Origin of the sequence: Burkholderia sp. Bp9099 (assembly GCF_003857805.1) — a bacterium.
Taxonomy (GTDB): domain Bacteria; phylum Pseudomonadota; class Gammaproteobacteria; order Burkholderiales; family Burkholderiaceae; genus Burkholderia.
Genome location: NZ_QTPU01000042.1, coordinates 1 through 24,781, shown reverse-complemented (window position 1 = coordinate 24,781; position 24,781 = coordinate 1). Strand labels below are relative to the sequence as shown.

Annotated in this window: 22 protein-coding genes and 7 pseudogenes; 8 read left to right on the top strand and 21 right to left on the bottom strand. The window is 58.1% G+C overall.

Annotated elements, in window-relative coordinates; all coding sequences use genetic code 11:
- Positions 1 to 60: 60 nt before the first annotated feature.
- A pseudogene (locus tag DIE17_RS33270) lies at positions 61 to 210 on the top strand (IS3 family transposase); the annotation flags it as partial.
- Positions 211 to 358: 148 nt separating this feature from the next.
- Here the strand turns inward: DIE17_RS33270 and DIE17_RS33265 are convergent.
- The 3 genes from DIE17_RS33265 to DIE17_RS33255 are packed head-to-tail and all read right to left on the bottom strand — an operon-like array spanning position 359 to position 3,370.
- Positions 359 to 1,549, bottom strand: a complete 1,191-nt coding sequence (locus DIE17_RS33265; RefSeq protein WP_124489142.1) for an acetyl-CoA C-acyltransferase family protein — start codon at positions 1,547 to 1,549, stop codon at positions 359 to 361.
- A 19-nt stretch (positions 1,550 to 1,568) separates the two neighbouring features.
- A complete protein-coding gene (locus DIE17_RS33260; RefSeq protein WP_124489141.1) occupies positions 1,569 to 2,369 on the bottom strand; it encodes a 3-hydroxybutyrate dehydrogenase in 801 nt (266 codons plus the stop codon).
- Positions 2,366 to 3,370 (bottom strand): NADPH:quinone reductase, encoded by a 1,005-nt coding sequence (locus DIE17_RS33255; protein ID WP_124489140.1) that lies wholly within the window; start codon positions 3,368 to 3,370, stop codon positions 2,366 to 2,368. The genes DIE17_RS33260 and DIE17_RS33255 overlap by 4 nt, the downstream gene beginning before the upstream one ends.
- 102 nt (positions 3,371 to 3,472) lie before the next feature.
- Here DIE17_RS33255 and DIE17_RS33250 point away from each other — a divergent pair, with 102 nt between their 5' ends.
- Together DIE17_RS33250 and DIE17_RS33245 are read left to right on the top strand one after the other, a co-directional pair.
- Entirely contained in the window at positions 3,473 to 4,306 is an 834-nt protein-coding gene (locus DIE17_RS33250; protein WP_124489139.1) for a LysR substrate-binding domain-containing protein, read from the top strand.
- Positions 4,307 to 4,405: 99 nt separating this feature from the next.
- A pseudogene (locus tag DIE17_RS33245) lies at positions 4,406 to 4,585 on the top strand (IS3 family transposase); the annotation flags it as partial.
- Here DIE17_RS33245 and DIE17_RS38460 read toward each other — a convergent pair.
- The 5 genes and pseudogenes from DIE17_RS38460 to DIE17_RS33220 all read right to left on the bottom strand — a co-directional run.
- Positions 4,576 to 4,808 (bottom strand): annotated as a pseudogene (locus DIE17_RS38460) (porin); the annotation flags it as partial. The pseudogenes DIE17_RS33245 and DIE17_RS38460 sit on opposite strands and share 10 nt — an antisense overlap.
- 131 nt (positions 4,809 to 4,939) lie before the next feature.
- Positions 4,940 to 6,187 (bottom strand): enolase C-terminal domain-like protein, encoded by a 1,248-nt coding sequence (locus DIE17_RS33235; protein WP_124489138.1) that lies wholly within the window; start codon positions 6,185 to 6,187, stop codon positions 4,940 to 4,942.
- 47 nt (positions 6,188 to 6,234) lie between these two features.
- Positions 6,235 to 7,526: pseudogene (locus DIE17_RS33230) on the bottom strand (MFS transporter).
- Between the two features lie 86 nt (positions 7,527 to 7,612).
- Positions 7,613 to 8,380, bottom strand: a complete 768-nt coding sequence (locus tag DIE17_RS33225; RefSeq protein WP_124489137.1) for an SDR family oxidoreductase — start codon at positions 8,378 to 8,380, stop codon at positions 7,613 to 7,615.
- A gap of 98 nt (positions 8,381 to 8,478) precedes the next feature.
- The gene (locus DIE17_RS33220) at positions 8,479 to 9,198 is read right to left on the bottom strand and encodes a FadR/GntR family transcriptional regulator (protein ID WP_124489136.1); all 720 of its coding nucleotides are present in this window, start codon (positions 9,196 to 9,198) and stop codon (positions 8,479 to 8,481) included.
- Between the two features lie 258 nt (positions 9,199 to 9,456).
- Between DIE17_RS33220 and DIE17_RS33215 the strand changes: the two genes are divergently transcribed.
- The 4 genes from DIE17_RS33215 to DIE17_RS33200 all read left to right on the top strand — a co-directional run bounded on the left by DIE17_RS33215 (position 9,457) and on the right by DIE17_RS33200 (position 13,396).
- Positions 9,457 to 9,801 carry a hypothetical protein gene (locus DIE17_RS33215; protein ID WP_124489135.1) on the top strand — a complete coding sequence of 115 codons (345 nt, stop codon included), beginning with the start codon at positions 9,457 to 9,459 and terminating at the stop codon, positions 9,799 to 9,801.
- A 130-nt stretch (positions 9,802 to 9,931) separates the two neighbouring features.
- Positions 9,932 to 11,266, top strand: a complete 1,335-nt coding sequence (locus DIE17_RS33210; RefSeq protein ID WP_124489134.1) for a glutamine synthetase family protein — start codon at positions 9,932 to 9,934, stop codon at positions 11,264 to 11,266.
- A 10-nt stretch (positions 11,267 to 11,276) separates the two neighbouring features.
- Complete coding sequence (locus DIE17_RS33205; RefSeq protein WP_124489133.1) at positions 11,277 to 12,659, top strand: aspartate aminotransferase family protein; 1,383 nt, start codon at positions 11,277 to 11,279, stop codon at positions 12,657 to 12,659.
- Positions 12,656 to 13,396, top strand: a complete 741-nt coding sequence (locus DIE17_RS33200) for a GntR family transcriptional regulator (RefSeq protein ID WP_124489132.1) — start codon at positions 12,656 to 12,658, stop codon at positions 13,394 to 13,396. Before DIE17_RS33205 ends, DIE17_RS33200 begins: the two co-directional genes overlap by 4 nt.
- A gap of 33 nt (positions 13,397 to 13,429) precedes the next feature.
- On the opposite strand, the pseudogene DIE17_RS33195 reads toward DIE17_RS33200, so the two are convergent.
- The 13 genes and pseudogenes from DIE17_RS33195 to pruA form a co-directional block, all read right to left on the bottom strand.
- Positions 13,430 to 14,526: pseudogene (locus tag DIE17_RS33195) on the bottom strand (IS3 family transposase).
- 57 nt (positions 14,527 to 14,583) lie between these two features.
- Positions 14,584 to 14,796: pseudogene (locus DIE17_RS33190) on the bottom strand (transposase); the annotation flags it as partial.
- 193 nt (positions 14,797 to 14,989) lie between these two features.
- Positions 14,990 to 15,799, bottom strand: coding sequence for a phytanoyl-CoA dioxygenase family protein (locus DIE17_RS33185; protein WP_260430309.1), 810 nt, complete (start codon positions 15,797 to 15,799; stop codon positions 14,990 to 14,992).
- 3 nt (positions 15,800 to 15,802) lie between these two features.
- Positions 15,803 to 16,024, bottom strand: a complete 222-nt coding sequence (locus DIE17_RS33180; RefSeq protein WP_124489131.1) for a 4-oxalocrotonate tautomerase — start codon at positions 16,022 to 16,024, stop codon at positions 15,803 to 15,805.
- A 171-nt stretch (positions 16,025 to 16,195) separates the two neighbouring features.
- Positions 16,196 to 17,035, bottom strand: a complete 840-nt coding sequence (locus tag DIE17_RS33175) for a response regulator transcription factor (protein ID WP_124489130.1) — start codon at positions 17,033 to 17,035, stop codon at positions 16,196 to 16,198.
- A 112-nt stretch (positions 17,036 to 17,147) separates the two neighbouring features.
- The gene (locus tag DIE17_RS33170) at positions 17,148 to 17,501 is read right to left on the bottom strand and encodes a RidA family protein (RefSeq protein ID WP_124489129.1); all 354 of its coding nucleotides are present in this window, start codon (positions 17,499 to 17,501) and stop codon (positions 17,148 to 17,150) included.
- Positions 17,502 to 17,553: 52 nt separating this feature from the next.
- A complete protein-coding gene (locus DIE17_RS33165) occupies positions 17,554 to 18,321 on the bottom strand; it encodes an ATP-binding cassette domain-containing protein (protein WP_124489128.1) in 768 nt (255 codons plus the stop codon).
- A gap of 29 nt (positions 18,322 to 18,350) precedes the next feature.
- Entirely contained in the window at positions 18,351 to 19,118 is a 768-nt protein-coding gene (locus DIE17_RS33160) for an ABC transporter permease (protein WP_124489127.1), read from the bottom strand.
- Complete coding sequence (locus DIE17_RS33155) at positions 19,115 to 19,804, bottom strand: ABC transporter permease (RefSeq protein WP_124489126.1); 690 nt, start codon at positions 19,802 to 19,804, stop codon at positions 19,115 to 19,117. Before DIE17_RS33155 ends, DIE17_RS33160 begins: the two co-directional genes overlap by 4 nt.
- A 97-nt stretch (positions 19,805 to 19,901) precedes the next feature.
- Positions 19,902 to 20,687, bottom strand: a complete 786-nt coding sequence (locus DIE17_RS33150) for an ABC transporter substrate-binding protein (protein ID WP_124489125.1) — start codon at positions 20,685 to 20,687, stop codon at positions 19,902 to 19,904.
- Positions 20,688 to 20,783: 96 nt separating this feature from the next.
- Positions 20,784 to 21,227: a GNAT family N-acetyltransferase gene (locus tag DIE17_RS38455; RefSeq protein ID WP_124489124.1), complete on the bottom strand. Its 444-nt coding sequence runs from the start codon at positions 21,225 to 21,227 to the stop codon at positions 20,784 to 20,786.
- 232 nt (positions 21,228 to 21,459) lie between these two features.
- Complete coding sequence (locus tag DIE17_RS33140; RefSeq protein WP_124489123.1) at positions 21,460 to 22,575, bottom strand: pyridoxal phosphate-dependent aminotransferase; 1,116 nt, start codon at positions 22,573 to 22,575, stop codon at positions 21,460 to 21,462.
- Between the two features lie 288 nt (positions 22,576 to 22,863).
- Complete coding sequence (gene pruA, locus DIE17_RS33135; RefSeq protein WP_124489122.1) at positions 22,864 to 24,477, bottom strand: L-glutamate gamma-semialdehyde dehydrogenase; 1,614 nt, start codon at positions 24,475 to 24,477, stop codon at positions 22,864 to 22,866.
- Positions 24,478 to 24,590: 113 nt separating this feature from the next.
- Here pruA and DIE17_RS38450 point away from each other — a divergent pair.
- A pseudogene (locus DIE17_RS38450) lies at positions 24,591 to 24,704 on the top strand (transposase); the annotation flags it as partial.
- Positions 24,705 to 24,781 lie beyond the last annotated feature (77 nt).

The following is a 24,781-nucleotide window of genomic DNA, read 5'->3' as shown; positions in this document are numbered from 1 at the left end:
CGATTGCATTCGCTTTCGCTTCGACAGTGGCGCAAGCTACCGATCGCGGTGACAGTGTGCATGGGGTACATGTCGGCGCAGGAAGCACATCGGGACAACAACCACTACCTGATGCACCGGTACAACTGGATACGACCGCATCAGTTCAACGACGGACTGGCGCCGGCCGTTGCGGAAGAAAAACTTAACGCAGTGTCCGGGATGAGTTGACCACTTCATACTGATGCTGCCAACTCGACAGGACTTCGATGCAATGGGCTACGCTAGCGGAATTAAAGGACACAAGAACCACACTGACGAATGACGTAATTCCGATCCTATAATTGCGGCCCTCTATATCCCATCTACGCAACGGATGTCATTGACCTGCATTCTCGAAGACTGCCGCGATGCCCTGCCCCCCGCCGATGCACATCGTAGCAAGCGCGTATCTTCCCCCGATGCGCCGCAGTTCGTGGACGGCCTTCGTGACGATGATCGCACCCGTTGCGCCGATGGGATGGCCAAGCGAGATCCCGGATCCGTTGGGATTGACCTTGTTGGCGTCGAGTCCCAGCTCCTTTGTAACGGCGAGGGCTTGGGCCGCGAATGCCTCGTTCGCCTCGATAACGTCCAGATCCGCAACCTCGATTCCAGCCCGCGCGAGCACAGCTCGCGTCGCCGGCACGGGACCGATTCCCATGTACCTTGGGTCGACGCCCGAGTGAGCATAGGCAACCAGTTTCGCAAGGGGCTTCAATCCATACGACGAAACGGCACGCCCGCTCGCCAGTACAACGGCGCTCGCGGCGTCGTTGATACCTGAAGAATTCCCCGCCGTAACGGTTCCGGACTCGCGCTTGAATACCGGCCGCAAGGCCGCGAGGTCCGCCACTTCACAGTTGAACCGGACATGCTCGTCGGTATCGAAAGTGGTCTCTCGCCCCTTGCGGTTCAAGGTAATCGGAACCATCTGCGTGGCAAATCGGCCTTCCTGAATTGCTCGCTGCGCTCGCCGGTGACTCTCTAGTGCGAGTTGGTCCTGCTCGATGCGGCCAATCTTCCACTGCTCGGCCACGTTCTCTGCCGTGACACCCATGTGGATCCCGAAGAACGGGTCATGCAGCACACCGGTCATGGCGTCGATCAGGGTGGCATCTCCCGAGCGGACACCCCAGCGGGAAGTTTGGCTCAGGTACGGCGAGCGGCTCATGCTTTCTGCGCCGCCGGCAATGGCGATATCAACGTCCCCCATCGAAATGGACTGCGCTGCGCTGACGATCGCCTGGAGCCCGGAGCCGCACAGGCGGTTGACATTGAACGCTGAACACGCGTTGTCGCAGCCCCCGTTGAGCGCCGCTACCCTGGAAAGGTACATGTCGGCAGCCTCGGTGTTGATGACGTGACCGAAGACGACTTGCTCGACACGTTGGCCGTCCAGACACGCGTGCTCCAGTGCGGACCGAACCACCTGTGCCGCCAGCATTGTGGGAGGCACCGACGCCAGCGACCCGCCGAATGCGCCAATGGCCGTTCTGACCGCGCCGATGACAAAGACGTCGTTCTTCATGCAGATTCCTGTTGGTTGACTACTGGGCCGTCCATCCGCCATCCATTGGAAGGCTGATGCCCGTGATGTTGCTTCCTGCTTCGCCCACAAGAAAGAGCACGGCGGCAGCAATGTGTTCCGGAGTAGTAAAACGCTCGCTTGGTTCTTTCTCTGATAACAGCGCCGCTATTGCGCCGAGATAAGAGAGGTTTGCGTGACCCATTTTCCTGTCGATTTGAGCGTCGAGAAGCGCAGTCTTGACCCACCCGGGACAGATCGCATTGCAGGTGACGTTCGATTTGGCGTTCTCCAGTGCGATCGTCTTCGTCAAGCCGACCACCCCATGCTTGGCAGCGACATATGCGGCCTTCTCCGTGGACGCAATCAGTCCGTGAACGGACGCCATGTTGATGATGCGACCATAGTCCCGTTCTCTCATTCCCGGCAGCACGGCCGCGCAGGTGTGAAATACCGAGGAAAGATTGATCGCGATGATGTCGTCCCACTTCGTGATCGGAAAGTCTTCGACTCGAGCGGTGAACTGGATGCCAGCGTTGTTGACGAGCAGGTCAACGTGGCCAAACGAATCCTCAACGTCCGCAATAAGACGTCGGGCTGCCGACGCGGTCCGCAAGTCAGCATCGAAGTGCCTCGGCAAGTCGGCGTGGGTCGCACGAGAGGCGACCTGGTCGACGGCGTTCGCAATTTCATTGGCCGTTCCCAGGCCGTGAAGCGCAATCCGCCACCCAGCCGCTGATAGTGCGTCGGCGATCGCCAGGCCGATTCCGCTGGTCGAGCCTGTGATGAGTGCGGTCTTCATGTGGCAGCCCGAACGATTCATGCGAGATCCTGCATGTTCAGAAGAACGGCACCCATGCGCTGTTCGTTCTCGACGATCTCGTGCGCGCGTGCACAGTCTCGAAGTGGCAGTGCCGAATGGATCGGCACATCAAGCTTGCCGTGCTCGAGAAGACGATTGATGTGTCCAGCTGCGTCGGCCCGCTCCTTGGGCGTCAGCAAATAGACCAACAGGAATTGAAGCCGGATGCCCTTGAAGAGGAATTTGTAAAAAGGCATCTCGGGCCGCATTACCCTTGCCGAACCATAAGTGACAACCGTCGCACGCTCCGAGAGGAGATCGCCCAGATACTCCGCGTTGGCACCAAACTCAACCTCAACGGCGTGATCGATTCCTCGTCCGTTCGTCGCGGCGAGCACGTCTTCGACGAAGGTGGAACTCTTATAATCGATGAATGCGTCGGCACCCGCGCTTTCGATACGCTGCTGCTCGATCGAATCATGTCCGGATGCGACAACAAATGCGCCTGCCTGCTTCGCGAACTGCACCGCAAGCCTTCCGACTGTGCCAGCGCCGCCACTGATCAGGACCGTACGTCCGGTCAGATACCCAAAAGCAAGCGTCGCGTGGCATGCGGTAAGCGCGGGAATGCCAAGCGCCGCTCCAGTCAGATACGACGTATTGTCCGGGAGCGGAAAGACGAGCTGTTCGTCGATCGCGATGTATTGAGCAGCCGTACCCATCGCGCGACGCCACTGCCCGTTGCTTACCCAGACCCGGCTTCCCGGAGAAAACCGGTTGCTTCCGGGGCCCGATTCGACAACGATCCCGGCACCGTCGCTGTGCGGAATCACGAAGGGGAAAGGAAGCTCGCTCTTCCCGGCACGAACCCCTGCTCTGGCCTTGACGTCCGACGGGTTGACACCCGACGCATACAGTTGCACGAGGACCTCACCCGGACCAGGGGACGGCATCGGGCGATCCCCGGTCACCAGAACGTCGCGTGCAGCGCCAACGCGCTCATACCATACAGCCTGCATCATTAACCTCCAAAGTTGCTGAGTTGCAAGGGGAAATTGTAGGCACGCCCCGTCGATCGAAAAAGCGCATAATACGGATCGCAGCTATCTGACTAATCGATTGATATGCGAGATTTAGATATTGACCTCGTCCGCTGCTTTGTCGCCGTAGCGGATACGCGGAGCTTCACGGGGGCGTCGAAGCGTCTTTGCAGATCCCAGTCTGCGGTGAGCACACGGGTTCAGCGGCTTGAGGAACTGGTCGGCGTCGAACTTTTTACGCGGAGCAGCCGCCAAGTAGCGCTAACCGCGGCAGGTGAGCAGTTCCTCAACTACGCCATGGGACTGCTGCGCCTGAACGACGAGGCCGTAGGCATGCTCGGCCGCAGCAGTCTGGAAGGTCAATTGCGGCTCGGCATTGTCGAGTATCTGGTTCCTCACCGCCTACCGGAGCTGCTCGCCCGGATCCGCAGGCTGATGCCGCGAGTCGAACTCACTGTCCGGGTGGCGCTCAGCGAGGCGTTGCTCCATGCGTTCGATGCGGGAGAACTTGATGTAGTCGTAGTGAAGGAACTGGAGGGGCGCGGTTCCCCCCGGCTGTTCCGCGAGGAAAAGATGCTTTGGGTCGCTGACCAAAACCTGGAGCAGCCATCGCCCATCGTCAACCTATGCTTGCTGACCGCGCCCTGCACGTTCCGGACTACGGCAATCTCAGCGCTCAATTCGAGCGGAATCCAATGGCGTGAAGCGCTAACGTTGAGCAGCATCGTCGGTGTTCAGTCCTGTGTCGGCGAGGGTCTCGGCGTGTCGGTGCTATGCGAATCCGCATTGGCCTCTGGGCTGGTCGCCCTGCCACAAAACGATTCAGCCTGGCCAATGTTGCCGACGATACGCCTCGTAACCTACGATCGCAGTCCTAATTCGCTTACCCGAGCGTTGATTGATCTGCTGAAGGCCTAGGCGGCGCTCTGGTATATCCAGTGGCCCGGCCGTAAATGGGTGCGGGGAGCGCACAGTCAGCGCAAGCGGCTTGAATTGGCACATTCTCCATGTCACAAAGCGAAAGCGCGGGGCCCGTCGGCGCGACGTGCGTGCGCGCTGATGTTGGTGGCGCGGCCGGCACGGCATTACGAATCCAAACTCACTGCACGGGATGGGCCGGTGCTGACGGCGATAACCGTTCTGTCGGGGCAAATTACCCGCTATGGGTACCGGCGGATTCAGATCTTCGTGAAACGGTAACCCGCCGAGTTTCTATTCGCGGTGGTCTGCGCGAGAAAGTCGACCAGCGAATCGTACAGGCGACCAAATATATCATTCGCGACGCCAACGTGGACCTGTCGCCCGAATATCAACCCGCCTTGCGCGAGTCGCCCGTTGTTGACATCGAAGCCGCTCTCCCCTTGAGACCACCACCGAGATCTCCGGCACCCTTCAGCCCGCACCGGCTGCCCTGAACGTAGACTCGACTTCGGACACGGCTTACGCGTGCGATCGATAGCCGCCGTCTCGCTGAGCTCCCTGGTGCGTAAGGTGCAGGCGCACGCAAGCGCTCGACGCAAAATCCCGACGAATCCCGCTCAATCACGCCCCTTACGGCGTCTGCAGCGTGCCGTCCTTCAGCCGTGTCTGCGTCCAAGTCGTCACCGTGTTCTCGCACGGATATTTCGCGGCTTCCGCTTCATCGATATCGACGCCCAACCCCGGTCGCTCGTTGGCGTACACATATCCATCCCGAAATTCGGGGAGGCCCTGAAATACATCGAGCAATGCAGCCGTCGGCCCCTTGAGCTCCTGAATCACGAAATTGGGCGGCTCAGTCCCGGACCATTCCTGCACACCGAAATTGCGCGCGGCGAGATCGATATGAATGTTTGCTGCATGCCCGAGGGGCGACATGTCGCCCGGGCCGTGCCAGGCTGTTCTCACGCCGAACTGCTCCGCGAAAATCTGCAGTTTGCGGCCGGCGGTAATGCCGCCGATCTGGCTGAGATGAACCCGGATGAAGTCGATCAACCGCTCAGTTATCAGGAAGCGCCACTCGTAGGGGTTGTTGAACAACTCGCCTTGCGCGAGCGGCGTCGATGTCTTTTCCCGGAGCTGGCGAATCCATTCGCCCTCTTCAAGCGCGATTGCATCTTCGAGAAAGAACAGGTCGAATGGCTCCAGTTCACGCGCAAAGCGAATGGCCTCGATCGGCTTCAGGCGCTCATGAACATCGTGGCACAGCTCGACGTCAAAGCCGATCCTGCTGCGAATGCCATCGAACAACTTCAGCGTGTCACGCATGTATTGCTTGCTGTCCAGATAGACGCCAGCGACCGCCCCGCGCGGCGCGCTCGTCGGCGCCTTGCCGTATCCGCCGCCGCCATAACCGCCACTCTGGCAGCGAATGTGCGTGATGCCTTGCTCACGATACTTCTGGATGTTCTCGCACAGCTCGCCGAGATCGCGGCCGTCCGCATGCCGGTAGACCGGCACGCCTTCACGGCATTTCCCCCCGAAAAGCTGATACAGCGGCATGTTCGCCATCTTGCCCTTCAGGTCCCACAGCGCCATGTCGACGCCCGAAATCGCATTGTTCTCGATCGGGCCGTTACGCCAGTATGCGTTCTGGTGCATCAACTGCCAGAGTTCCTCGATGGCCTCCGCATCGCGGCCGATCAACAGCGGTCGCAAATATTCTTCGATGACATACTTGACGGCGACATGCCGGTACGCGAACGTCGCGCATCCAAAGCCATGCAAGCCGGGCTGGTTGGTCTCGATCTTCACGACGATCAGATTGATACCTTCCGGCGCGGTCAGGATGACCTTAACGTCAGTAATCGGAGTGGTCATTTCTGTCTACCAATAGCGAGTCAATGAATCGGGAGATGCGGCACACTTCACGTGCGGCGCAGCGAGACGGCCGGTTCCTCGTCCGGACGCTGCCCGGAACGGGCAGGAACGGTAATCATCAGGATTACCGATAGCAGCAGTGCAACCGCCATGAAAATGTACGAAGCCGACGGGCTACCGGTTGCGCCATTCAGATAGCCGACGACCCACGATCCGAGGAACGCACCCAGTGCGCCGCTCGAATTGATGATGCCGATTGCACCACCCAGCACGTTATCGGCACCAGTTCGGGCACCAGCGCGAAGAATGGCCCGTACGGCGCATACATCGTCGCGCCTGCAATCACGAGCAGCGTGAACGAGATCCAGAAGTGCGAGCCGCCGACCAGGAACGACGCAGCGAGCGCAATCGTGCCAATCAGCAGCAGCGGCCAGACGAACAGCTTGCGGTTGCGTGTTTTGTCCGACAGCCACGACGCGAGCAACATCAGGATGATCGCGGCGAAGTACGGAACAGCGGCGAGCCAGCCGACCGACACGATGTCGATTTTCGATGCACCCTTGAGGATCGACGGCAGCCACATGATGAAGCCGTACACCCCGATGCTCCACAGCGTATGAATCGCGCAGCATTTCAGTACGATTGACGAGCGGAATGCGGCCTTGTAGTCGCGAACCGGCGCGATATGCGCCTGCTCTGCTTTCAGACGCGTGTCAAGTTCGGCCTTTTCGTCATTCGTCATCCATGGCGCATCGGCCGGACGATCCTTGACGGTGAACCACCAGACCACCGCCCAGGCAAGCGCGGGCAATCCTTCGATGACGAACATCTCGCGCCACCCGAAGCTGCGAACCAGATAGCCCGACACAACCGACATCCACAACACGGTCACCGGATTGCCGAGAATCAGGAACGTGTTCGCGCGCGAGCGTTCCGTGCGCGTGAACCAGCGGCTGATGTACATCAGCATCGACGGCATGACTGCGGCCTCGACGACACCAAGCACGAAGCGCAGGACCATCAGCATCGGTATGTTGCTGACCATCCCGGTCGCTGCCGCGCACAGGCCCCACAGGATCAGGCTGATGAAGATCAGTTTCTTCACGCTGTTGCGCTGCGCGTAGATCGCGCCCGGCACCTGAAACAAGCAGTAGCCGAGGAAAAACAGCGAGCCGATCAGCGACGACATGCCATGGGTGATGCCGAGATCCTTGTCGATCCCGGCGGCCACGGCGAAACCGTAATTCGCGCGATCTAGATAGGCAAGGCTATAGGTGACAAAGATGATGGGCATCAGATACCACCATCTTTGGGGAGCTACAGGTTTGGCGCTTTCCATGATGTCTCCGGATAGGTGTGGTGCGTGAACGCTTGGCGGATGCGCGGGCTGCTTTTGGTATGCATGTTCTTCGCGCGAATCTGATTTCAAAGGACGGCCAGCCAGCCGCCATCGACATAAATGATCTGACCGTTTACGTAGCTCGACGCAGCCGATGCCAGGTACACCGCCGTGCCGACGAGCTCTTCCGGCTTGCCCCAGCGCTGCGTCGGATTGCTGCTTTTGACCCACGCGTCGAACGCCACATTCTCGACGAGCGGTTTGTTCATGTCGGTCAGGATGTAACCGGGGCCGATCGCATTCGCCTGAATGTTCGACGCGGCCCATTCGGCGCTCATCGCACGGGTCAGCATCTTGATTCCGCCCTTGGCGGCCGTATACGCCCCGACCGTCGCGCGCGCGGCTTCGCTCGTGAGCGAGCCGATATTGACGATCTTGCCGCCGGTGCCGCGCGCGATCATGCGTCGTGCCGCCTGCTTTGCGACGATGAACGCGCTCGTCAGGTTGGTATCGATCACCCGTTGCCAGTCGCCCAGTTCGAGTTCGACGAGCGGCTTGCGAAACTGGATACCGGCGTTGTTGACAACGATGTCGATCTGCACGCCGTCCTGGTCCCATTGCGAGAACGCGTCGGCAACGGCCTGCTCGTCCGTCACGTCGAACGCCCGACCCAGCACGTCGAATCCCTTGTCGGCAAGCTGGCTGACCGCCGCGGCAACCGTGTCGGGCTGCGTTCCGTTCAGGACGACGCGCGCGCCTGCCGTTGCGAGCCCCTCCGCCAGCGCGAAGCCGATGCCGCGCGCCGAGCCGGTGACGAGCGCCGTGCGGTCGCTCAGGTCGAATAGTGAATTCATTTGATCGTACTCCTCTCTATAATGCGAGATCGCGCACGCTTACTCGTCGCGATCATCGCCGGTCGCGATGATGTCGGCGTCGATCTCTCGTAAGGGTGTCAGGCGCGCCGGCCGGCACCAGCCCGATTCAGTGCAGCGCGATCCTCGAAGTCCTGCTCAGCGCGCCTGATGAGCGTGAGCACTGCTTCTTCCGCGGCGGCTTCATCGCCCTTTTCGATCGCGACGCAAAGCGCTTCGTGCATCGGCAGCGATCGGGCCGGGCCGCCGGCGATCTCCGAACTGAGCTCGAAGCTCGTCAGCAGGATCGACGACAGCGCGTTCTGCATCTGCTGGACAAACTGATTGTGACAAGCGGTAAGGATCGCACCGTGGAACGCGAGATCGGCAGGAACATATTCGCCATTGCCAGCGACCGCACGCTCCATTGCCCGATAGGCGCGCCGGATCGCGATGCGGTCTTCGTCAGTCGCGCGTTTCGCGGCGAGTTTGGCCGCGTTCGGTTCGATGATCAGGCGCAATTCCATCAGGTCCTGAATCAGCCCTTCATCAACCATGCCGGCCCGCGCGCGCCAGGTAATGACGTCGGGATCGAACAATTGCCATTGCGCGCGTGGCAGCACAATCGTGCCATATCGGCGACGCACTTGCAGCATGCCCTTGGCGGACAAGGACTTGACCGTCTCGCGGATGGTGATTCGGCTGACCTGCAACTCTTCGGCCAATTCGTCTTCGGAGGGCAGGATGTCGCCGGGTGCCAACTGGCCGGAGCAGATTCGCTCGCCTATCTGATTCAGTACTTGCCGATGAAGGGTAGCCATGTTGCCCCTCTAGATCATACGTATGATGTAGAAAGATAGGCAAGTTGCGGGACTCCGGCAATCCGGGTAGACCCGGAGTTGTGCGGAGTGGGGGCCGTGCCGCCCATCTCACGGCCCAACCGTCTGACTGGACTGCGACCCTCGGCACAATCACGCCCCCCTCCCGGCATGGTCGCGCAGGCCCGTCCAAACGCTGCATCGGACACGGCGAGCTGACACGCTCCGACCGAGGATCCACCGGAGCGGTCGTGTCAGTCAGTGGGCATCAAGCTCCGCGGACAACTAGCTCCGGCACTTGACGGCGGCGGTTGTTCCTTCCAACTGCTCATCGTGGTGAACCATGTCTCAGCTGACGCGAGTGACTCCGTCGGCCGCCTCGAACAGGCATCGGTCGTAAAGGGCATACCGATCGCATCGGAGCAACATACCGTCGGTGGCGACATTGTGTCCTGCGCGCCAATTGCGGCCGCACAGGTGGGCAATGGCCCATTAAAAGGAAATGACCGGCTCTGCATTCAAACCGACCATTTGCTATTTGACTCTGAGAACGGCTGGAGGGCAGGTCAGCACGACCATACCGCAGGGATGCTCCTGGACCGGTGACTGGTAGGTGTTCGCACTGTCGCGCAGTGTCCCATCGACGGCCACACTAGTTTTGTGATCACAAATTCAGTGATTTTTGCGATAATACGCAAGAATTCAAATTTTTGTGATCACATATGAGTGACATGCCATGAATGCCGCTTTGAGCAACTTCCTGACCCAGCACCGCATCCATGAGGTGGAGTGTGTCATCCCCGACATGACCGGCATCGCGCGCGGCAAGATCCTTCCGCGCGATCTGTTCACGGCGTCGGGCGAGATGCGCATCCCGAAGAGCGTGCTGCTCAATACCGTGAACGGGCAACAGCCCGACAACGGTCCCTTCGTGGGCGATACCGACCCCGATATGGTCTGCAAGCCCGACGCCGCGACCGTGCGCATCGTGCCCTGGGCAGCCGAACCGGTGGCCGTGGTCATCCACGACTGCCTCGAGTGGGACGGCCAGCCGGTGCAACTCTCGCCCCGCGCGGTACTACGCCGCGTGCTGGCGCTGTACGAAGCACGCGGCTGGCGGCCCATCGTGGCACCCGAGATGGAGTTCTATCTGGTGGCGCGCAATCAGAACCCACATGAGCCTCTGCAGCCGCCGCTGGGGCGCACTGGAAAGCCCGAGGTGGGGCGGCAGAGCTACTCCATCGACGCGGTAAACGACTTCGATCCCTTCTTCATGGAACTCTCCGCCTTCTGCGACCAGCACCAGCTCGGCGTGGAAACGCTGATCCATGAGGCCGGCCCGGGCCAGATGGAGATCAACTTCAGCCACGGCGAACCGCTCGACCTGGCCGACCGCGTTTTCCTGTTTAAGCGCACGGTACGCGAGACGGCGCTGCGCCACGGCGTATTTGCCACTTTCATGGCCAAACCCATGGAGGGCGAACCGGGCAGTGCCATGCACATCCATCAGAGCATCAACGACGGCGAAGGCCGCAACATCTTCAGCAACACCGACGGCACAGCCAGCGAACTCTTCCACCACTTCATCGGCGGTCTACAAACCTTTATCCCGCAGGTGATGCCAATGCTGGCGCCCTACGTCAATTCATACCGGCGGCTGGCGCCCTACATGTCGGCACCCATCAATGTGCGCTGGGGCCACGACAACCGCACCTGCGGCATCCGCGTTCCCAAGTCCGGCCCCAGCGCCCGCCGGGTTGAAAACCGCGTGCCCGGCGTTGACGCCAATCCCTATCTGGCCATGGCCGCCACGCTGGCCTGCGGCTACATCGGCATGCGCGACCGGCTGCATCCCAGCGAGCCCACCGACGGCAGCGCCTGGAACGTCGCCCACGAACTGCCGCGCCATCTCGAAAGCGCTATCGAGGCCATGCGCGCCTGCGATGCCATGAAGGAGGTACTGAGCGAAACCTTCGTCGACGCCTTTTGCGCCGTGAAGGAACTGGAATTTTCCACCTACAACCGGGTGATCAGTTCGTGGGAAAGAGAGCACCTGTTACTGCTGGTATGAGGAGCCCACAATGAACCGCATCATTCAACATACCGGCATTGAGCGCGAACGCGTACAGGCCTTGCTCGCACGCGAACGCACCGAGTACACGCAACGCAACCCGAAGTCGCAAGTGATGTCCACACGCGCCGCACCGCAGCTGATGTTCGGCGTACCGCTGCACTGGATGAACGACTGGTCCACGCCTTTCGCGCTGCACGTGGCCCAGGCCCAGGGGGCACAACTCACCGACGCTGACGGCCACACGCTGGCCGATTTCTGCCTGGGTGACACCGGCGCCATGTTCGGCCATTCGCCCGCCGTCGTTACCGAGGCACTGGCGACCCAGGCACAGCACGGCCTGACCACCATGCTGCCCAACGAGGACGCATCCGTCGTAGGTGAATTGCTGGCTCAGCATTTCGGCCTGCCGAAATGGCAGTTCGCCATGACCGCCAGCGACGCCAACCGTTTCTTGCTGCGCTGGGTACGTGCCGCCACCGGGCGGCGTACCTTGCTGGTGTTCAACGGCTGCTATCACGGCACGGTCGACGACGTCTTCGTCGACCTGGTGGACGGGCAACCCACGCAACGCGCCAGCCTGCTGGGCCAGGTGCACGATCTCACCGCCACCACACGCGTGGTGGAATTCAACGATCTGGCCGCGCTGGAAGCCGCGCTGGCACCGGGTGACGTGGCCTGTGTCCTGGCCGAGCCAGTGATGACCAACATCGGCATGGTGCTGCCCGAACCGGGTTACTGGGCGCAAGCGCAAGAGATCATCCACCGCCACGGCAGCCTGCTGGTACTGGACGAGACCCACACGCTCAGCAGCGGCCCCGGCGGCTACGCGCGCGCTCACGGCCTGCAGCCCGATGCCGTGGTCGTGGGCAAGGCACTGGGCGGCGGCATGCCGTGCGCGGCCTATGGCTTCAGCGCCGCGCTGGCCGAGCGCGCCGAAAACGCCAAGCGAACGGCACCGTCGGGCCACTCGTGCATTGGCACCACGCTTACCGCCAACCTGCTGGCCATGGCGGCGATGCGCGCCACCCTCACCCACTTGATGACGCCCCAGGTCTTCGCCCCCATGCATGCCCTGGCCGAGCAACTGGCAGCCGGGCTGAGCACCATCCTCGCCCGTCAGGGCTTGCCGTGGTGCGTCACCCAGGTCGGCGCCCGGGTAGAGTTCCAGTTCTGTCCGCAGCCGCCGCGCAACGGCAGCCAGGCCGAGGCGGTCATGGATGCCGAGCTGGAGCACGCCCTGCATCTGGCCTTGCTTAACCGCGGCGTGCTGATCACACCCTTTCACAATATGATGCTCGTTTGTCCCGACACGACCCCGACGCACGTGCAGCGCCTGCTCACCGCATTCGACGCTGTGCTGACTTCGCTCACCGCCACTAGCGATTCATGAGTAACGACATCGAGCCCACCACCACTCAGCAAGACACGACCTACGCCACATTGCGGCAATGGGTCACTGTAGGCCGCTTCCTTCCCGGCGAACGCCTGAAGATCCGCAACGTGGCAGCCGAGATGGGGGTGGGTCAGATGCCGGTGCGCGCCGCGCTGCAGCGTCTGGCTGCCGAAGGTGCGCTGGTGAACGTGCCCAACGCCGGGATGATCGTCCCCAAGCTTACGCTGCCCGAGTTCGACGATCTGCTGCAAATGCGCATGCTGCTCGAAGGCGAGGCCACCGAGCGTGGCTGCCTGAGGCTGGAGCCAGCCGAACTCGCCACACTGCGCAAGCTTTGCCAGCGCATGGCGCAAGCGTTGAAAAACCTCACGGATCACCCGCCTCGCAGCAGAACGCCCGAGGGAGGTAAACACACGCTGAAGCAGCCCGCCGCTTCTTTGAGAGCCGACCAAGCCACCGATTACCTGGCCGCCAACGAAGACTTCCATGTCCTGCTCTACAAGGCGGCCGGCTCGCCCTTGCTGTTCGAGCTGATCGATACGCTGTGGCTGAAGGCCGGCCCAATCTCGAATCGCCTCTTCGACACGTCGGAAGCGTCCGCCGTGTTGAACGACGCACACGAAGACCTGATGGATGCGCTGGACAGGCGGGATGCCGCAGCGGCGCGGCGAGCAGTGGAGCGCGACATCTTCGTAGCGGGACAGTTTCTGAGGTCAACGCTAAAACGCGCTTGACCGCAGTGACCTGAGGCGGAATGTTGTGACCAATCAGGCAGTGAGTCTCGCTTCGATATTATCGGAATCCAGCCAGGCTCGACGGACCGTGGCAGGAGGTTGATAACGATGAGCGCTATGGGGCCGACGCTCGTTGTAAAACTGTCGCCAGCGTTCGATGAGTACCTTGGCCTCGGCCCGGCTGCGGAACCATTCGCGATTCAGCAATTCGTCGCGCAGCTTGCCGTTGAAGCTCTCGACGAATCCGTTTTGCCACGGGCTGCCGGGCGCGATGAAGGCCGGGCCGATTGCAGCATCTCTCAGCCAGCGCATGACCTTGGCGGCGGTAAATTCGGCGCCGTTATCCGACCGCACAAACGCCGGCTTGCCGTACAGGCGCATCAGTCGCGACAGCGTTAGGATCACATCCTGCGAACGCAGGCTGGCGCCGATCTCGATCGCCAGGCACTCGCGGGTGTAGTCATCGATCACGCAAAGCATCTTCAGCGCTCGCCCATCCACCAACTGGTCGTGCACAAAGTCGTAGCTCCAGACCGAATTGGGCTGGGTGGCACCAGGCAGGCGTATGTCGTTGCCGCAACGACGTCGGCGAGGGCGCCGCCGCGGAATGTTGAGCTGCAAGGCTCGCTACATTCGTCGCACACGCGATTCGCCCAGCGCCAGCCAAGCCGACATCCGTCGGTAGCCGAAGCGCGGCACCTCCTGCGCAGCCGCAATCAGTTGCTCGCCCAGACGCCGGTCTTTCTCCGGTTGCTTGAGCGTATAGGTCGCCACCCGGCGACTCAGTCCCAGGTAGCAACATGCCTTGCGTCGCGATAGCCCCCGCCGAGTCAGGACTTCCACCGCCTCGCGCCGGCCCGTCGGGGTGGACATTTTTTTCGACTGAATTCCTTCAGGCCGTCGATCAGCATCTGCTCGGCGATCTGGCGCTTAAGCCGATCGTTCTCCGACTCCAATTCCTTGAGCCGACGTGCGTCGGCCACGTCCATTCCGCCGAACTTGTTGCGCCAGCGATAGTACGTCTGTTCCGAGATGTTGTGGCGCTTGCATAGATTCTTCACCGGTTCATCCCGGCTCTCGGCCTCGCGCAAAATGCGAATGATCTGCTCGTCGGTAAATCGCTTCTTCATCGAGTTCTCCTTGCCTCTAGGATAAAAGAGAACTCACTTGCCGGATGGCTACAAGAAACGTCTCAGGTCACTCACGCCCGAGCCACATCCCATTTCCGCAGGAAGATCGCGCCAGCGAATGCCGGTCTTCAGCACAAACAGAATGCCCGTCAGCGCTGCGCGATTCGGCACGGGCTTGCGACCCGGGTACTTGAACCGACGGGGCTTGACAGGTGGTAGAAGTGGCTCGATTAGTTTCCAAAACTCGTTGTCTATGATCGGCTTGCCCATCTCCCTGATCCGGTTGTCACGACGGCTCAGGTTAACAGGTCAAGAGAAAAGTTAACAGTAGCTACGCGTCTTTTTGAAACCGTCTCTAAATCAAATCCAACAAGCAACAATCGCACCATCCCGAACAATCGGGAAACTTATCCACGGAAGGAGCGTCATATCGACACGCTCGCGAATCTTGCATCTACACATTTCAATTTAGCGCCACCTCGGGTTTTGAACACGATCGCGTTCCCAACATCGCAACGTTACTTTGGCCTCGATACGTATAAACCAGGGATAGCTTCACTTGCTTGGAGTGGTTTCTGCCGGCAGAGTGCAACGTATTGCAGTGGAAGAAAACCACATCTCCTGGCTCAAGCTCCGGGGCTACTGCCCGTCGAAGCTCCTGGTCGTTCTCCGGTAGATCGGCACGAAAAAATCTCGCATCGTCGAGCTGGTTTGATGCCAACATCAGTCTGTGCGACTCCGGCACAAACCAAAGCCCTCCGTTCTCCGCAGACTCCTGGCCCAACGCAACCCATACGGAGACAAGGTCATCGCGCTCAAACGACCAGTATCGCGAGTCGCGATGCCAGCCCGTCTTGCTTCCAAACGCAGGATGCTTTGTCATGATGCAATTGTGATGCGCGAGCGAGAGGTAAGGCGTCTCGCCAAAATACATCTCCATCCAGTTGCGAATATCGGACGATGTTGCCAATCTGGCGTATAGTAGATCGCGACTATACGCGTCCAGCAAGCGACGCACGGTGCCCCCTCCGGGCGCGCTCTTAGACTCTGGAGCACCAGGGTAACGCAAATCTGCTTCGAACTCGAGCGGATACCGTGCAGCGACTAGTTCCCGCTGTGACGCTATGAGCAGGGAATGCAAACACGTTTCATCAACAAAGCCCTTTGCTACAACGAATCCACGTTCGCGCAGTTCCTGCACCTGCGCCTCCCTCGACTCCGGATTTTTTTTGACCATCTTAGATTCTCGACTGTCGATCGATTTCTTGTTCATTTTTCAGGGACAAATTCCTTGGGTCCCATCGAAGTGAAATTGTGACGAACTATAGAACTCTCCTCCGTGTGCCCAGTTTTGCCTCTCGACATCAACGAACAGGAGATCAACGGTATCGATTGGACACTTCAAAATCTGCGCCGCGAGTCTCGTTACCTCTTTCACAAATAACGCTTTCTGATCCAGTGTGCGTCCGGCTGTGAGCTCTACTCTAATAATCGGCATTCCAGAATCCTCACCTTTCGTTTATGAGTGCAAGGGCAACACTTCGGCGCCTCACAAGACATGACGACCGCGCGAAAAACATCCGCAAAGCAAAGTTTCATTCGTCAATTTTAACAAGCGCGAGTCACACTCTGAAGACAAGCCACCTAACAGTAGGATATGCGCCCCAAATTATACCCTCGATGAATCTTCCAACCATCGTACATATAACGCCATCAATTCAGACTGCGTCGCTATATGAAGCTTTGCATATGCATTCTTGCGATGGCTCTTGACAGTCGTTATCGCAATATTCAACCTCAAGCTAATCGATACTGAAGAGTGACCCTGAAGAATCAGACGAACCACTTCCGCCTCACGCAAGGACAAGAGATCCTTACCGAATGATTCAAATGCAACGTTAACCGTACTATCGTCAGCCGGTTTCGCCTCCCGGGCGAAGCGCGCCCAATTTGCACGCGTGATTGCTGAGAGAAACGGCGCCACCTTCTCGAGATTAGAAACCTCCCACGCCTCGAAGCCGGACGATGAGTTGGGTCGGAGAAAGCTCATCTCGGCCATGTCTCCTTCCGAAAGCTCAACGAGAAGCAACAGCTCCTCTCTTTGCTCAGGCCAACCACGGGTGATGTAACGCATTTCCTCTTTCTCAGACCATGCCGCAGGAACGCTCTTGAATGTTTGCGAGATTGGGTATTCCTCAGACACCAGATCCTTCATTCTGTAGACACCCGGCGATATACCATCAAGGTATGCTTGATAGCATGGGCTCAGTACATACGAGTACTCGACATAGTTGGTCAACCCTTCACGATATGGGGTATCGCCGAAGGTATCGAACAGGAGCACTGGTCGAGTCTTGCCCCGATAGGCGACGATCGAAACCATCTCGAACGCTAAATTCATTTTCACCAGCTGAAAGGCCGCATCGTATGACCTGTCAGTACCAATGAAATCGATTGCCTCGCCGATTCGTGTAAATTCGGGCCCGGCTCCGAGAAGGTTGATCGACATAAACCGCCCTCGAGTTGCAGTGGTGCGTGAATCGCGGCGCCGCTCTAGCGACCGTGTACATTCGTCAACGAACACCTTCGTCGATAAACGACGCCAGCGAATACAGCCAGCGTTAGTCCAAGACAGCCGCGGTAACGACGATCTCAACTGTACAACCGGCAACAGCCAGTTTACCCTCGACCGTGGCACGCGGAGGAGGATCGCTCCGACTAACCCACGCGTCCCAGGCTACGTTCATCGCCGAGAAATCCGCCATGTCAGCAAGGAAGATTTGAGCGAAAAGGATCTGGTGCTTGTTGCTACCCGCCTCTTCGAGAAGAGAATCAATTGTTTCCAAGATTCTCGCGGTCTGCTTTGTTGCATCCTGATTCGGCTCTTGTGTGACTTGTCCCGCGAGACGAACCACCCCCGCGTGGACACTGGCCGCTGACATCCTGGGCCCCGGATAGAAACGTTTCACAACCATGTTGATAACCTCAACACTAACGACATCATAAATTCAAGCGGTTGAAGCCCGCTTACTTCAACGCCCCAGCGAGAAACTTCGCCAATCGTTCACTTTTTGGATGCCCGAATATATCGGCTGGTGCGCCACGCTCTTCCACAATTCCCTGATGGAGAAACATCACCTCGCTCGAGACTTCCTTCGCAAACGCCATCTCGTGCGTGACAACGACCATCGTTCGCCCGTCCTTAGCGAGTTCCTTCATGACTGAAAGCACTTCGCCAACCAGTTCTGGGTCGAGTGCTGATGTCGGCTCATCGAACAGCAGAACCTCAGGATCGACAGCGAGCGCTCTAGCAATCGCGACACGCTGTTGCTGACCACCAGACATGTGCGAAGGGTACATATGTGCGACCTTGTCCGGGTCTAGCTTCACCTTTCGGAGCACATCGAGTGCACGCTCCTGCGCGTCCTTTCGGGAACGCTTCTGCACTCTGATCGGCGCCAGCATCAAATTCTCCATCACTGTCAAATGCGACCAGAGATTGAAGTGCTGAAACACCATAGCGAGTCGCGTTCGCATTCTCTCAAGTTGGCTATAACTGACAGGAATGATTCCGTCTGGAGTTTCCTTGGTTTGCAGTAGTTCGCCGTTCAGTCGAATCACGCCAGCGTTTGGCCGCTCGAGCATGTTAATGCAACGTAAGAAAGTGCTTTTACCTGATCCGCTGGAGCCGATGATGCTAATCACATCGCCCTTCTTAGCATCAAGCGAGACACCTTTTAGGACCTCGTGCGCGCCGTATCGCTTATGTACGTTTTCAACCGAAAGTGCATTCATGATCGTTACTCTTGTTCCGATTAATACTGTCACGCGTCCTGGAATTTGGCGGCCGACGAACTTGTCGATGCCATCGCAGTGCGCTCCGAACCGCGCGGCCGGACGTGGGCCATATATCGCCTTTCCAGAGCACGGAAAATTCTCAGAATTACGAATGTGCACAAGCTATACAGCAACAACGCAAACAGGTACGGCTCAAAAGGTGCCGCATACTGCATGCTAATCGCTCGTGCGACACCGCCCATGTCAAGCAGCGTAATACCTGATGCCAAAGCTGTCCCGTGTAACGTAAATACGACCTCATTGCAGTACGCCTGCATCGCACGACGCAGCGCGCTCGGATAGATCACGTATCGAAGCCTCCCCCACTTGCTCATCCCAATCGCCACAGCTGCCTCCACCTCGCCGGATGGAGTTGCCTTTAGCGCGCCCGCGAATATTTCACAGCTGTAAGCAGCAGTATTCAATCCAAATGCAACCCACGCGCAGACGTATGCTTCCTGCAAATATGTCCAAAGCCAACTATGACGCACGAATTCGACTTCGGCGAGACCATAATAGATGACGTACATCTGAACGAGGAGTGGGCTTCCGCGGAACACATACGTGAAAAGCCAAACCGGGGTTGATAGCCAACGCGATCTCGAGATGCGCATTACAGCAAGCGGCAATGCCAATACAAGCGCAAACGCAAGCGAGATTAGGAGAAGCTGCACGGTCAACCATAACCCCGTCGCGACATCGCCGTCGGTCCATAAGAATAGCCTGAGATTATCGATAACAATGTTGAAATTCACAGCATCACCTCTCGAACACCGATCGAAAATTTCATTTCGAGTCGCCTCAGAACCCAGAGCGAGACAGTCGTAAGAGCGAGATAAATCGCACCAGCGATGCAGAAAAACATTAGAATATGATGCGTCGCACGACCAGCTGCTGTAGACAGGAATACCAGTTCGTTCAGGCTTACCATGGAGGTAATAGCGGAGGCCTTCACGAGAGCGAGCCAGTTGTTACTTAGACCAGGGATCGCGAATCGCATCATTTGGGGGTAAAGGATGCGAAACAGCACCGTCCGCTTGCGTAATCCAAATGCGTAACCAGCCTCAAGCTGGCCAGTTGGAACTGTGAGTATTGCGCCACGAAAAGTCTCTGCGACATATCCCCCGTAGACCACCCCGAGGATGATCACGCTTGCCGTATAGGAGTCGATATCGATCGATCGCCCTGGGGATATCTTGCTCACTGCATAGTTAAGCGCGGCTTGACCGCCGTAATAGAGGAACAACAACCATACAAAGTCAGGGGCGCTTCGTGAGAGCGAAGTGTACAGCGACGCGGCCGCATTCAGCACGCGATTCGGTGCAGACTTACACATAGCTGCGACGAATCCTAGAACAACAGCTACAACCAACGAAGCCAATGCAACGTTGATCGTTGTCATAGCGCCAACTCCGATCGCGTGGGCATATCCGTATAGCATGAAGCATCTCCACAAACAGCGGGGGAGAGGAGTCTCCGCGCAATGGCCAACTCTCCGCCCCCTTCAACTTTCGTACCGAAGCCAAAAACGCTGCGGATCAGATTCCCGAATAGATGTCGAAATTGAAGTAACGCTTCGCGATACGATCATATTCGCCGCTCGCACGGATCGCATTGATTGCGCTGTTCAAACGATCTCGAAGCTGGGAATCATCCTTGCGCACGCCGATCGCGATACCAGAGCCGAAGTATTGTGAGTTTGTGACGGGCTTTCCGGTAAAGGCGAAGCCGCTGCCTTGCGGTTGGTTGAGGAACCCGGTTGCGAGCATCGTGCTGTCCGCCAGGACGGCGTCGAGGCGCCCGGCGGCGAGATCATTCAAGCCGTCCTCATCAGACGGATACGTAACAATCTTTGCACCTGCAGGAGCCAAGACCGCCTTCGCAAACGATTCGTGAGGACTAGAACGCTGCATCCCGACCTTTTTCCCTTTCAGGGTTTCCGGTCGGGTAGGATCAAATGAGGAACCGGAACGCGCGACCATGCGAGACGCCACGCTATAGTACTTCTCGGTAAACGATATCTTCTGGCGACGTTCCGCTGTATCTGTCATCGACGACATGATCGCATCGAACTTGTTACTCGTGAGAGCCGGAATCATGCCATCCCAATTCTGGACGATCCATTCGCATTTCGCCTTGAGCTGCGCACAGAGCGCATTTCCGATATCGACGTCAAAACCACGCGGCTTTCCATCCGTACCCATTTCGTTAAATGGAGGAAATGCCCCCTCGACACCCATACGGATCACATTGCTCCCCTGTGCATGGGAAGCCGTCGTTAAAACGCAGGCAATAAGTGCCAGCATCGATACTGATTTTTTCATCGCTTGTCTCCTATTTTTCCTCAACATGGACGTTAAATTAATATTCATCCACACATTACAATTTACAACACTGACTTTCGGATATTTTACCGATCTCTATCGTCGATATTGAACTACCGAAGCGCGAGTCGCCAACGTGTTATACAGGTTTTGCGCCCGCTCATTCGTCTCGTCGGTCTGCCAGTATGTACGGTAACAGTTTCGCAGCTCCGCTTCCTGAAAAACCATATCGAGAAGCAGACGGGCGATTCCATGCCCCCTATTTTCTTCCGATACGAATAAATCCTCGACGAGACAATTCCATGTCTCGGCCCAGCTTGAGCGATGAAAGAGATAGATGACAAATCCTGTCATCCGCCCTGCTCTGTCTTCGCTAATTGCGCACAGATGATCTCCACCCAGCGTCGTAATCCGAGCCCATGTCGCCTCAGTGACCCGCATAGGTATGTCCGCTTGGTAAAATCGAAGATACGAGTTCCAAAGCGGCAGCCATTGTTCAAAATCCGAACGGACGGCTGCTCGTACAATTACACTGTCCATACCCTCACCTCTTGATAACCCGACTTATCGGCCATGCGACGCTGCTTTTTTCCGCCATACGCGCGGATCCACGACCTGTTTGTGGCGAATTGAAATGAGATGCCGAAGCCACTAAACAGCACATGGCTTCGGCGTCTCTGAGTGATTACTTCCATTCCCGAGGTCGGAGCTGCAGGGAGCGGCCACTATAAGTTGCGCGCCACTCCCCCACGCGCTGGAGTGCGGCTTCGCGTCACAGTTGCTCTCTTACGGCCGCGGAAATGCCTGCCAGCCCCTTTCGGAGTTCATCTTCCGTCGGCCATGCAAAGCCGATGCGCATGTGCAGCTTCGACATTTCGAACCAGTTTCCAGCACCGACGTACGTATGGTGGTTCTGCAGCAGCGATCGATAGAACTCGTCCGCATTAAACGTCGACGGCACTTTCAAACGCGGAAAGCAAACGACTCCGCCCTGGGGCTCCACCCATTCGACGTTCGGATCCGAGTTGATCCAGTCGCGAGTGATTCCTAAATGACGAAGATTCCTCTTGTTGCTCTCGGCCAGCCAACTGTCGCGCTCTTTGAGAACTGCAAGCCCGATCGCTTCGTCAACGACCGACCCGCAAATGCCGATTTGTTCTTTGGCTGCGAGAAACAACCGGTAAAGCGCCGGGCTGCGCGTCGTTAGCCAGCCGAGACGAATGCCGGGGGTACCATACGCCTTTGACAGGGACGAAACCGAGATGAAACGATCGCTGATAGTTGCCGCAGTAGGGTACGGGGTACCGTAGGTCAGATCGCGATACGTTTCATCGACAAGCACGAGGCAGTCGTGCTTGTCGGCGATCGCTTTGAGACCGACGATTTCGTCCCACGTCATCATAGTGCCTGTCGGATTGTGCGGGCAGGTCACACTGATATATGCCGTGTTCGGCCGCACCGCGCGTTCGATCGCTTCGAGGTCTACCTTGAACCCTTCTTCAAACTCCAGATCGATGTACGTCGTTTCGCAACCAATCGCGCGCGGCGTCTCGATGTTCGTCGCATAATTCGGGCGCACGACTACCAGATGTGAACCCTTGTCAAGCAAGGATGTAGCGATGATGAACAGAGCGCCCGCTGCCCCGTTGCAAATCAAAACGTCATCCGATGTGACAGACTGAGCGCCACTTTGTTTCGCGATAAGCTCTCGCAGTTGCTTGTCACCTCGATGTTCGCCATACAGCAGAACGAGGTCATCGAGATTTTCAACATTAAAATCCCGGAACTTTCGGTCCGAGATCGAACTTTCTGACAAGTTGTACTTGATCTTCTCATAACCCAGTTCTTCCGGCGATTCCTCTTCGAGGATCATACGCACGTATTTCATAAACCCTTCCTGTTAGTTTGTGAATCGGACTGATGCCTTTTCGTCGAAACAATTGCACCGTGTTCGACCAATCTTCACCGGACATAACTCTTTGTTCCATCCCCCCAGAGGAGGAGTCAATGCCATAGCGATAGAATCGCGCAAGGCTATCGGATACTCTCTCTAGCCCCTAAGTTATGTCCAACGATTGATCTGACGTTAGCCCTAGCTCGGACTTCCGTCGCATAGTGCCGGAGCGCAGAGCTTCACATGCGCTCGACCGATAAGATCTCGAGGTACGCGATACCGCTAGCCCTTCATGTGGGGGTACCGATAGTCCGTTGCAGGCACGTAAGTCTCTTTGACTGTGCGAGGAGACACCCAACGCAAAAGGTTGAGCATCGAACCGGCCTTGTCGTTGGTACCACTCCGGCGCGCGCCACCAAAAGGCTGCTGTCCAACGACCGCGCCCGTCGGTTTGTCATTCACGTAGAAGTTGCCGGCAGCAAATCTGAGAGCCGCGCTTGCTTCGTTGATTGCTGCCCTGTCAGTCGAGAAGATGGAGCCGGTGAGTCCGTATGGCCCGGTTTCGTCGACGAGCTTGAGGATCTCAGGCCATTCTTCATCGCGATACACATAGACAGATAGGACCGGCCCGAAGATCTCCTCCTGCATCGTCGGGAATCGAGGATCATTAACCTCGATGACCGTAGGCGACACAAAGTAGCCCTTTCTCGCGTCACATTGGCCACCGGAGATGATTGTCGCCTCTCCGGAACGCCGGGCGATATCGATATAACCATTAATTCGGTCGTAGGCACGTTGATCGATAACAGCGCCCATAAAGTTCGAGAAATCGCGGATATCCCCCATTTTCAAGGAGGAAAGGTCGTCGAGCAGACGTGATTTAACCCGGGGCCAAAGCGATACAGGGATATACGCACGCGACGCCGCGCTGCACTTTTGCCCCTGGTATTCGAATGCACCCCGCAGCAATGCGGTGCTCAGTGCATCCGCATCCGCCGACGCATGCGCGAGAACAAAGTCCTTCCCCCCCGTCTCGCCGACCAGCCGCGGATAGCTTCGGTAGTTGGGAAGCTGCTCCGAGACAGATCGCCAAAGACTATCGAATACGGCAGTCGAACCCGTAAAATGGATGCCGGCAAATGAGGCGGAGCCGAGTACAACAGACGACACCGTTTTCGCGTCCCCGGGGACAAAGTTAATAACCCCAGGTGGGAGGCCGGCCGCCTCGAGGAGTTGCAGAACAAAGTAGTTGCTAAGAGCGGCAGTGGCTGCCGGCTTCCAAAGCACGGTATTGCCCATCAGCGCGGGGGCACAGGCCAGGTTGCCTCCGATGGCCGTGAAGTTGAATGGTGCGACCGCGTAAACAAAGCCTTCGAGAGGGCGATACTCAAGCGCATTTCGCGCGCCTGCCGCGGAGATGGGTTGGACTTCCTGCAGCTCTCGCGCGAACTGCACGTTCCACCGCAAGAAGTCGATCAGTTCACACGCCGAGTCAATTTCAGCCTGGTGCACAGTCTTGCTCTGACCAAGCATTGTCGCGGCATTCAGTTTGTGACGCCACGGGCCTGAGAGCAGATCGGCCGCCCGGAGGAACACAGCCGCACGCTCCTCGAGCGACCAGCGGGACCATTCCAGTTGGTTTTCACGATGCGATTGGATGGCTGTCTGTACGTTTTCCGCCGATGCCTGTTGCACGTTTGCTAGCACATGATGATGGTCGTGCGGGCACCTGACCGGTAGTCGTTCTCCACCTCCAATTTTCGTACCATTGACGACGACCGGGATGTTTACCACCTCTGCAGCCTGGCGCAGGAGTTCGCTTTCGAGGGCAGCGCGCTCGGACGAGCCGGGAGCGTAGGTGAGAATAGGTTCGTTCTGTACGTGTGCGGATACCATAACTCGTCTCCAATTCTCTAAAAGTTCAGGGAAATCGGAAACGTATCCAATACTGCCACCCACGACCATCCTTCCAAGGGATGAGACGATCGCCGACGCGGCCGGCAGTCGCAGTGGCAAGACGAATCTACCATTCGTCCTTAGACGGGGTGCTGAAGGAAGCCGATGCAGGCATGAAGGTCGCAGACCTGTGCCGCAAGCACGGCATATCGGACGCGACGTTCTATATATATGGACTGCTCCCAATAGCAAACGGAAGTTGACGGACACGGAAGTCGATTGCGTACATATATCCGGCGTCAGG

Coding starts and splice junctions, on each gene's coding strand:
- DIE17_RS33255 (WP_124489140.1), bottom strand. CDS start 3,370: ATGATGCAGGCTGTATGGTATGAGCGCGTTGGCGCTGCACGCGACGTT.
- DIE17_RS33220 (WP_124489136.1), bottom strand. CDS start 9,198: ATGGCTACCCTTCATCGGCAAGTACTGAATCAGATAGGCGAGCGAATC.
- DIE17_RS33200 (WP_124489132.1), top strand. CDS start 12,656: ATGAGTAACGACATCGAGCCCACCACCACTCAGCAAGACACGACCTAC.
- DIE17_RS33180 (WP_124489131.1), bottom strand. CDS start 16,024: ATGCCGATTATTAGAGTAGAGCTCACAGCCGGACGCACACTGGATCAG.
- DIE17_RS33205 (WP_124489133.1), top strand. CDS start 11,277: ATGAACCGCATCATTCAACATACCGGCATTGAGCGCGAACGCGTACAG.
- DIE17_RS33250 (WP_124489139.1), top strand. CDS start 3,473: ATGCGAGATTTAGATATTGACCTCGTCCGCTGCTTTGTCGCCGTAGCG.
- DIE17_RS33265 (WP_124489142.1), bottom strand. CDS start 1,549: ATGAAGAACGACGTCTTTGTCATCGGCGCGGTCAGAACGGCCATTGGC.
- pruA (WP_124489122.1), bottom strand. CDS start 24,477: ATGGTATCCGCACACGTACAGAACGAACCTATTCTCACCTACGCTCCC.
- DIE17_RS33140 (WP_124489123.1), bottom strand. CDS start 22,575: ATGAAATACGTGCGTATGATCCTCGAAGAGGAATCGCCGGAAGAACTG.
- DIE17_RS33155 (WP_124489126.1), bottom strand. CDS start 19,804: ATGCTATACGGATATGCCCACGCGATCGGAGTTGGCGCTATGACAACG.
- DIE17_RS33225 (WP_124489137.1), bottom strand. CDS start 8,380: ATGAATTCACTATTCGACCTGAGCGACCGCACGGCGCTCGTCACCGGC.
- DIE17_RS33165 (WP_124489128.1), bottom strand. CDS start 18,321: ATGAATGCACTTTCGGTTGAAAACGTACATAAGCGATACGGCGCGCAC.
- DIE17_RS33150 (WP_124489125.1), bottom strand. CDS start 20,687: ATGAAAAAATCAGTATCGATGCTGGCACTTATTGCCTGCGTTTTAACG.
- DIE17_RS38455 (WP_124489124.1), bottom strand. CDS start 21,227: ATGGACAGTGTAATTGTACGAGCAGCCGTCCGTTCGGATTTTGAACAA.
- DIE17_RS33235 (WP_124489138.1), bottom strand. CDS start 6,187: ATGACCACTCCGATTACTGACGTTAAGGTCATCCTGACCGCGCCGGAA.
- DIE17_RS33185 (WP_260430309.1), bottom strand. CDS start 15,799: ATGAACAAGAAATCGATCGACAGTCGAGAATCTAAGATGGTCAAAAAA.
- DIE17_RS33170 (WP_124489129.1), bottom strand. CDS start 17,501: ATGGTTGTGAAACGTTTCTATCCGGGGCCCAGGATGTCAGCGGCCAGT.
- DIE17_RS33210 (WP_124489134.1), top strand. CDS start 9,932: ATGAATGCCGCTTTGAGCAACTTCCTGACCCAGCACCGCATCCATGAG.
- DIE17_RS33260 (WP_124489141.1), bottom strand. CDS start 2,369: ATGAATCGTTCGGGCTGCCACATGAAGACCGCACTCATCACAGGCTCG.
- DIE17_RS33175 (WP_124489130.1), bottom strand. CDS start 17,035: ATGTCGATCAACCTTCTCGGAGCCGGGCCCGAATTTACACGAATCGGC.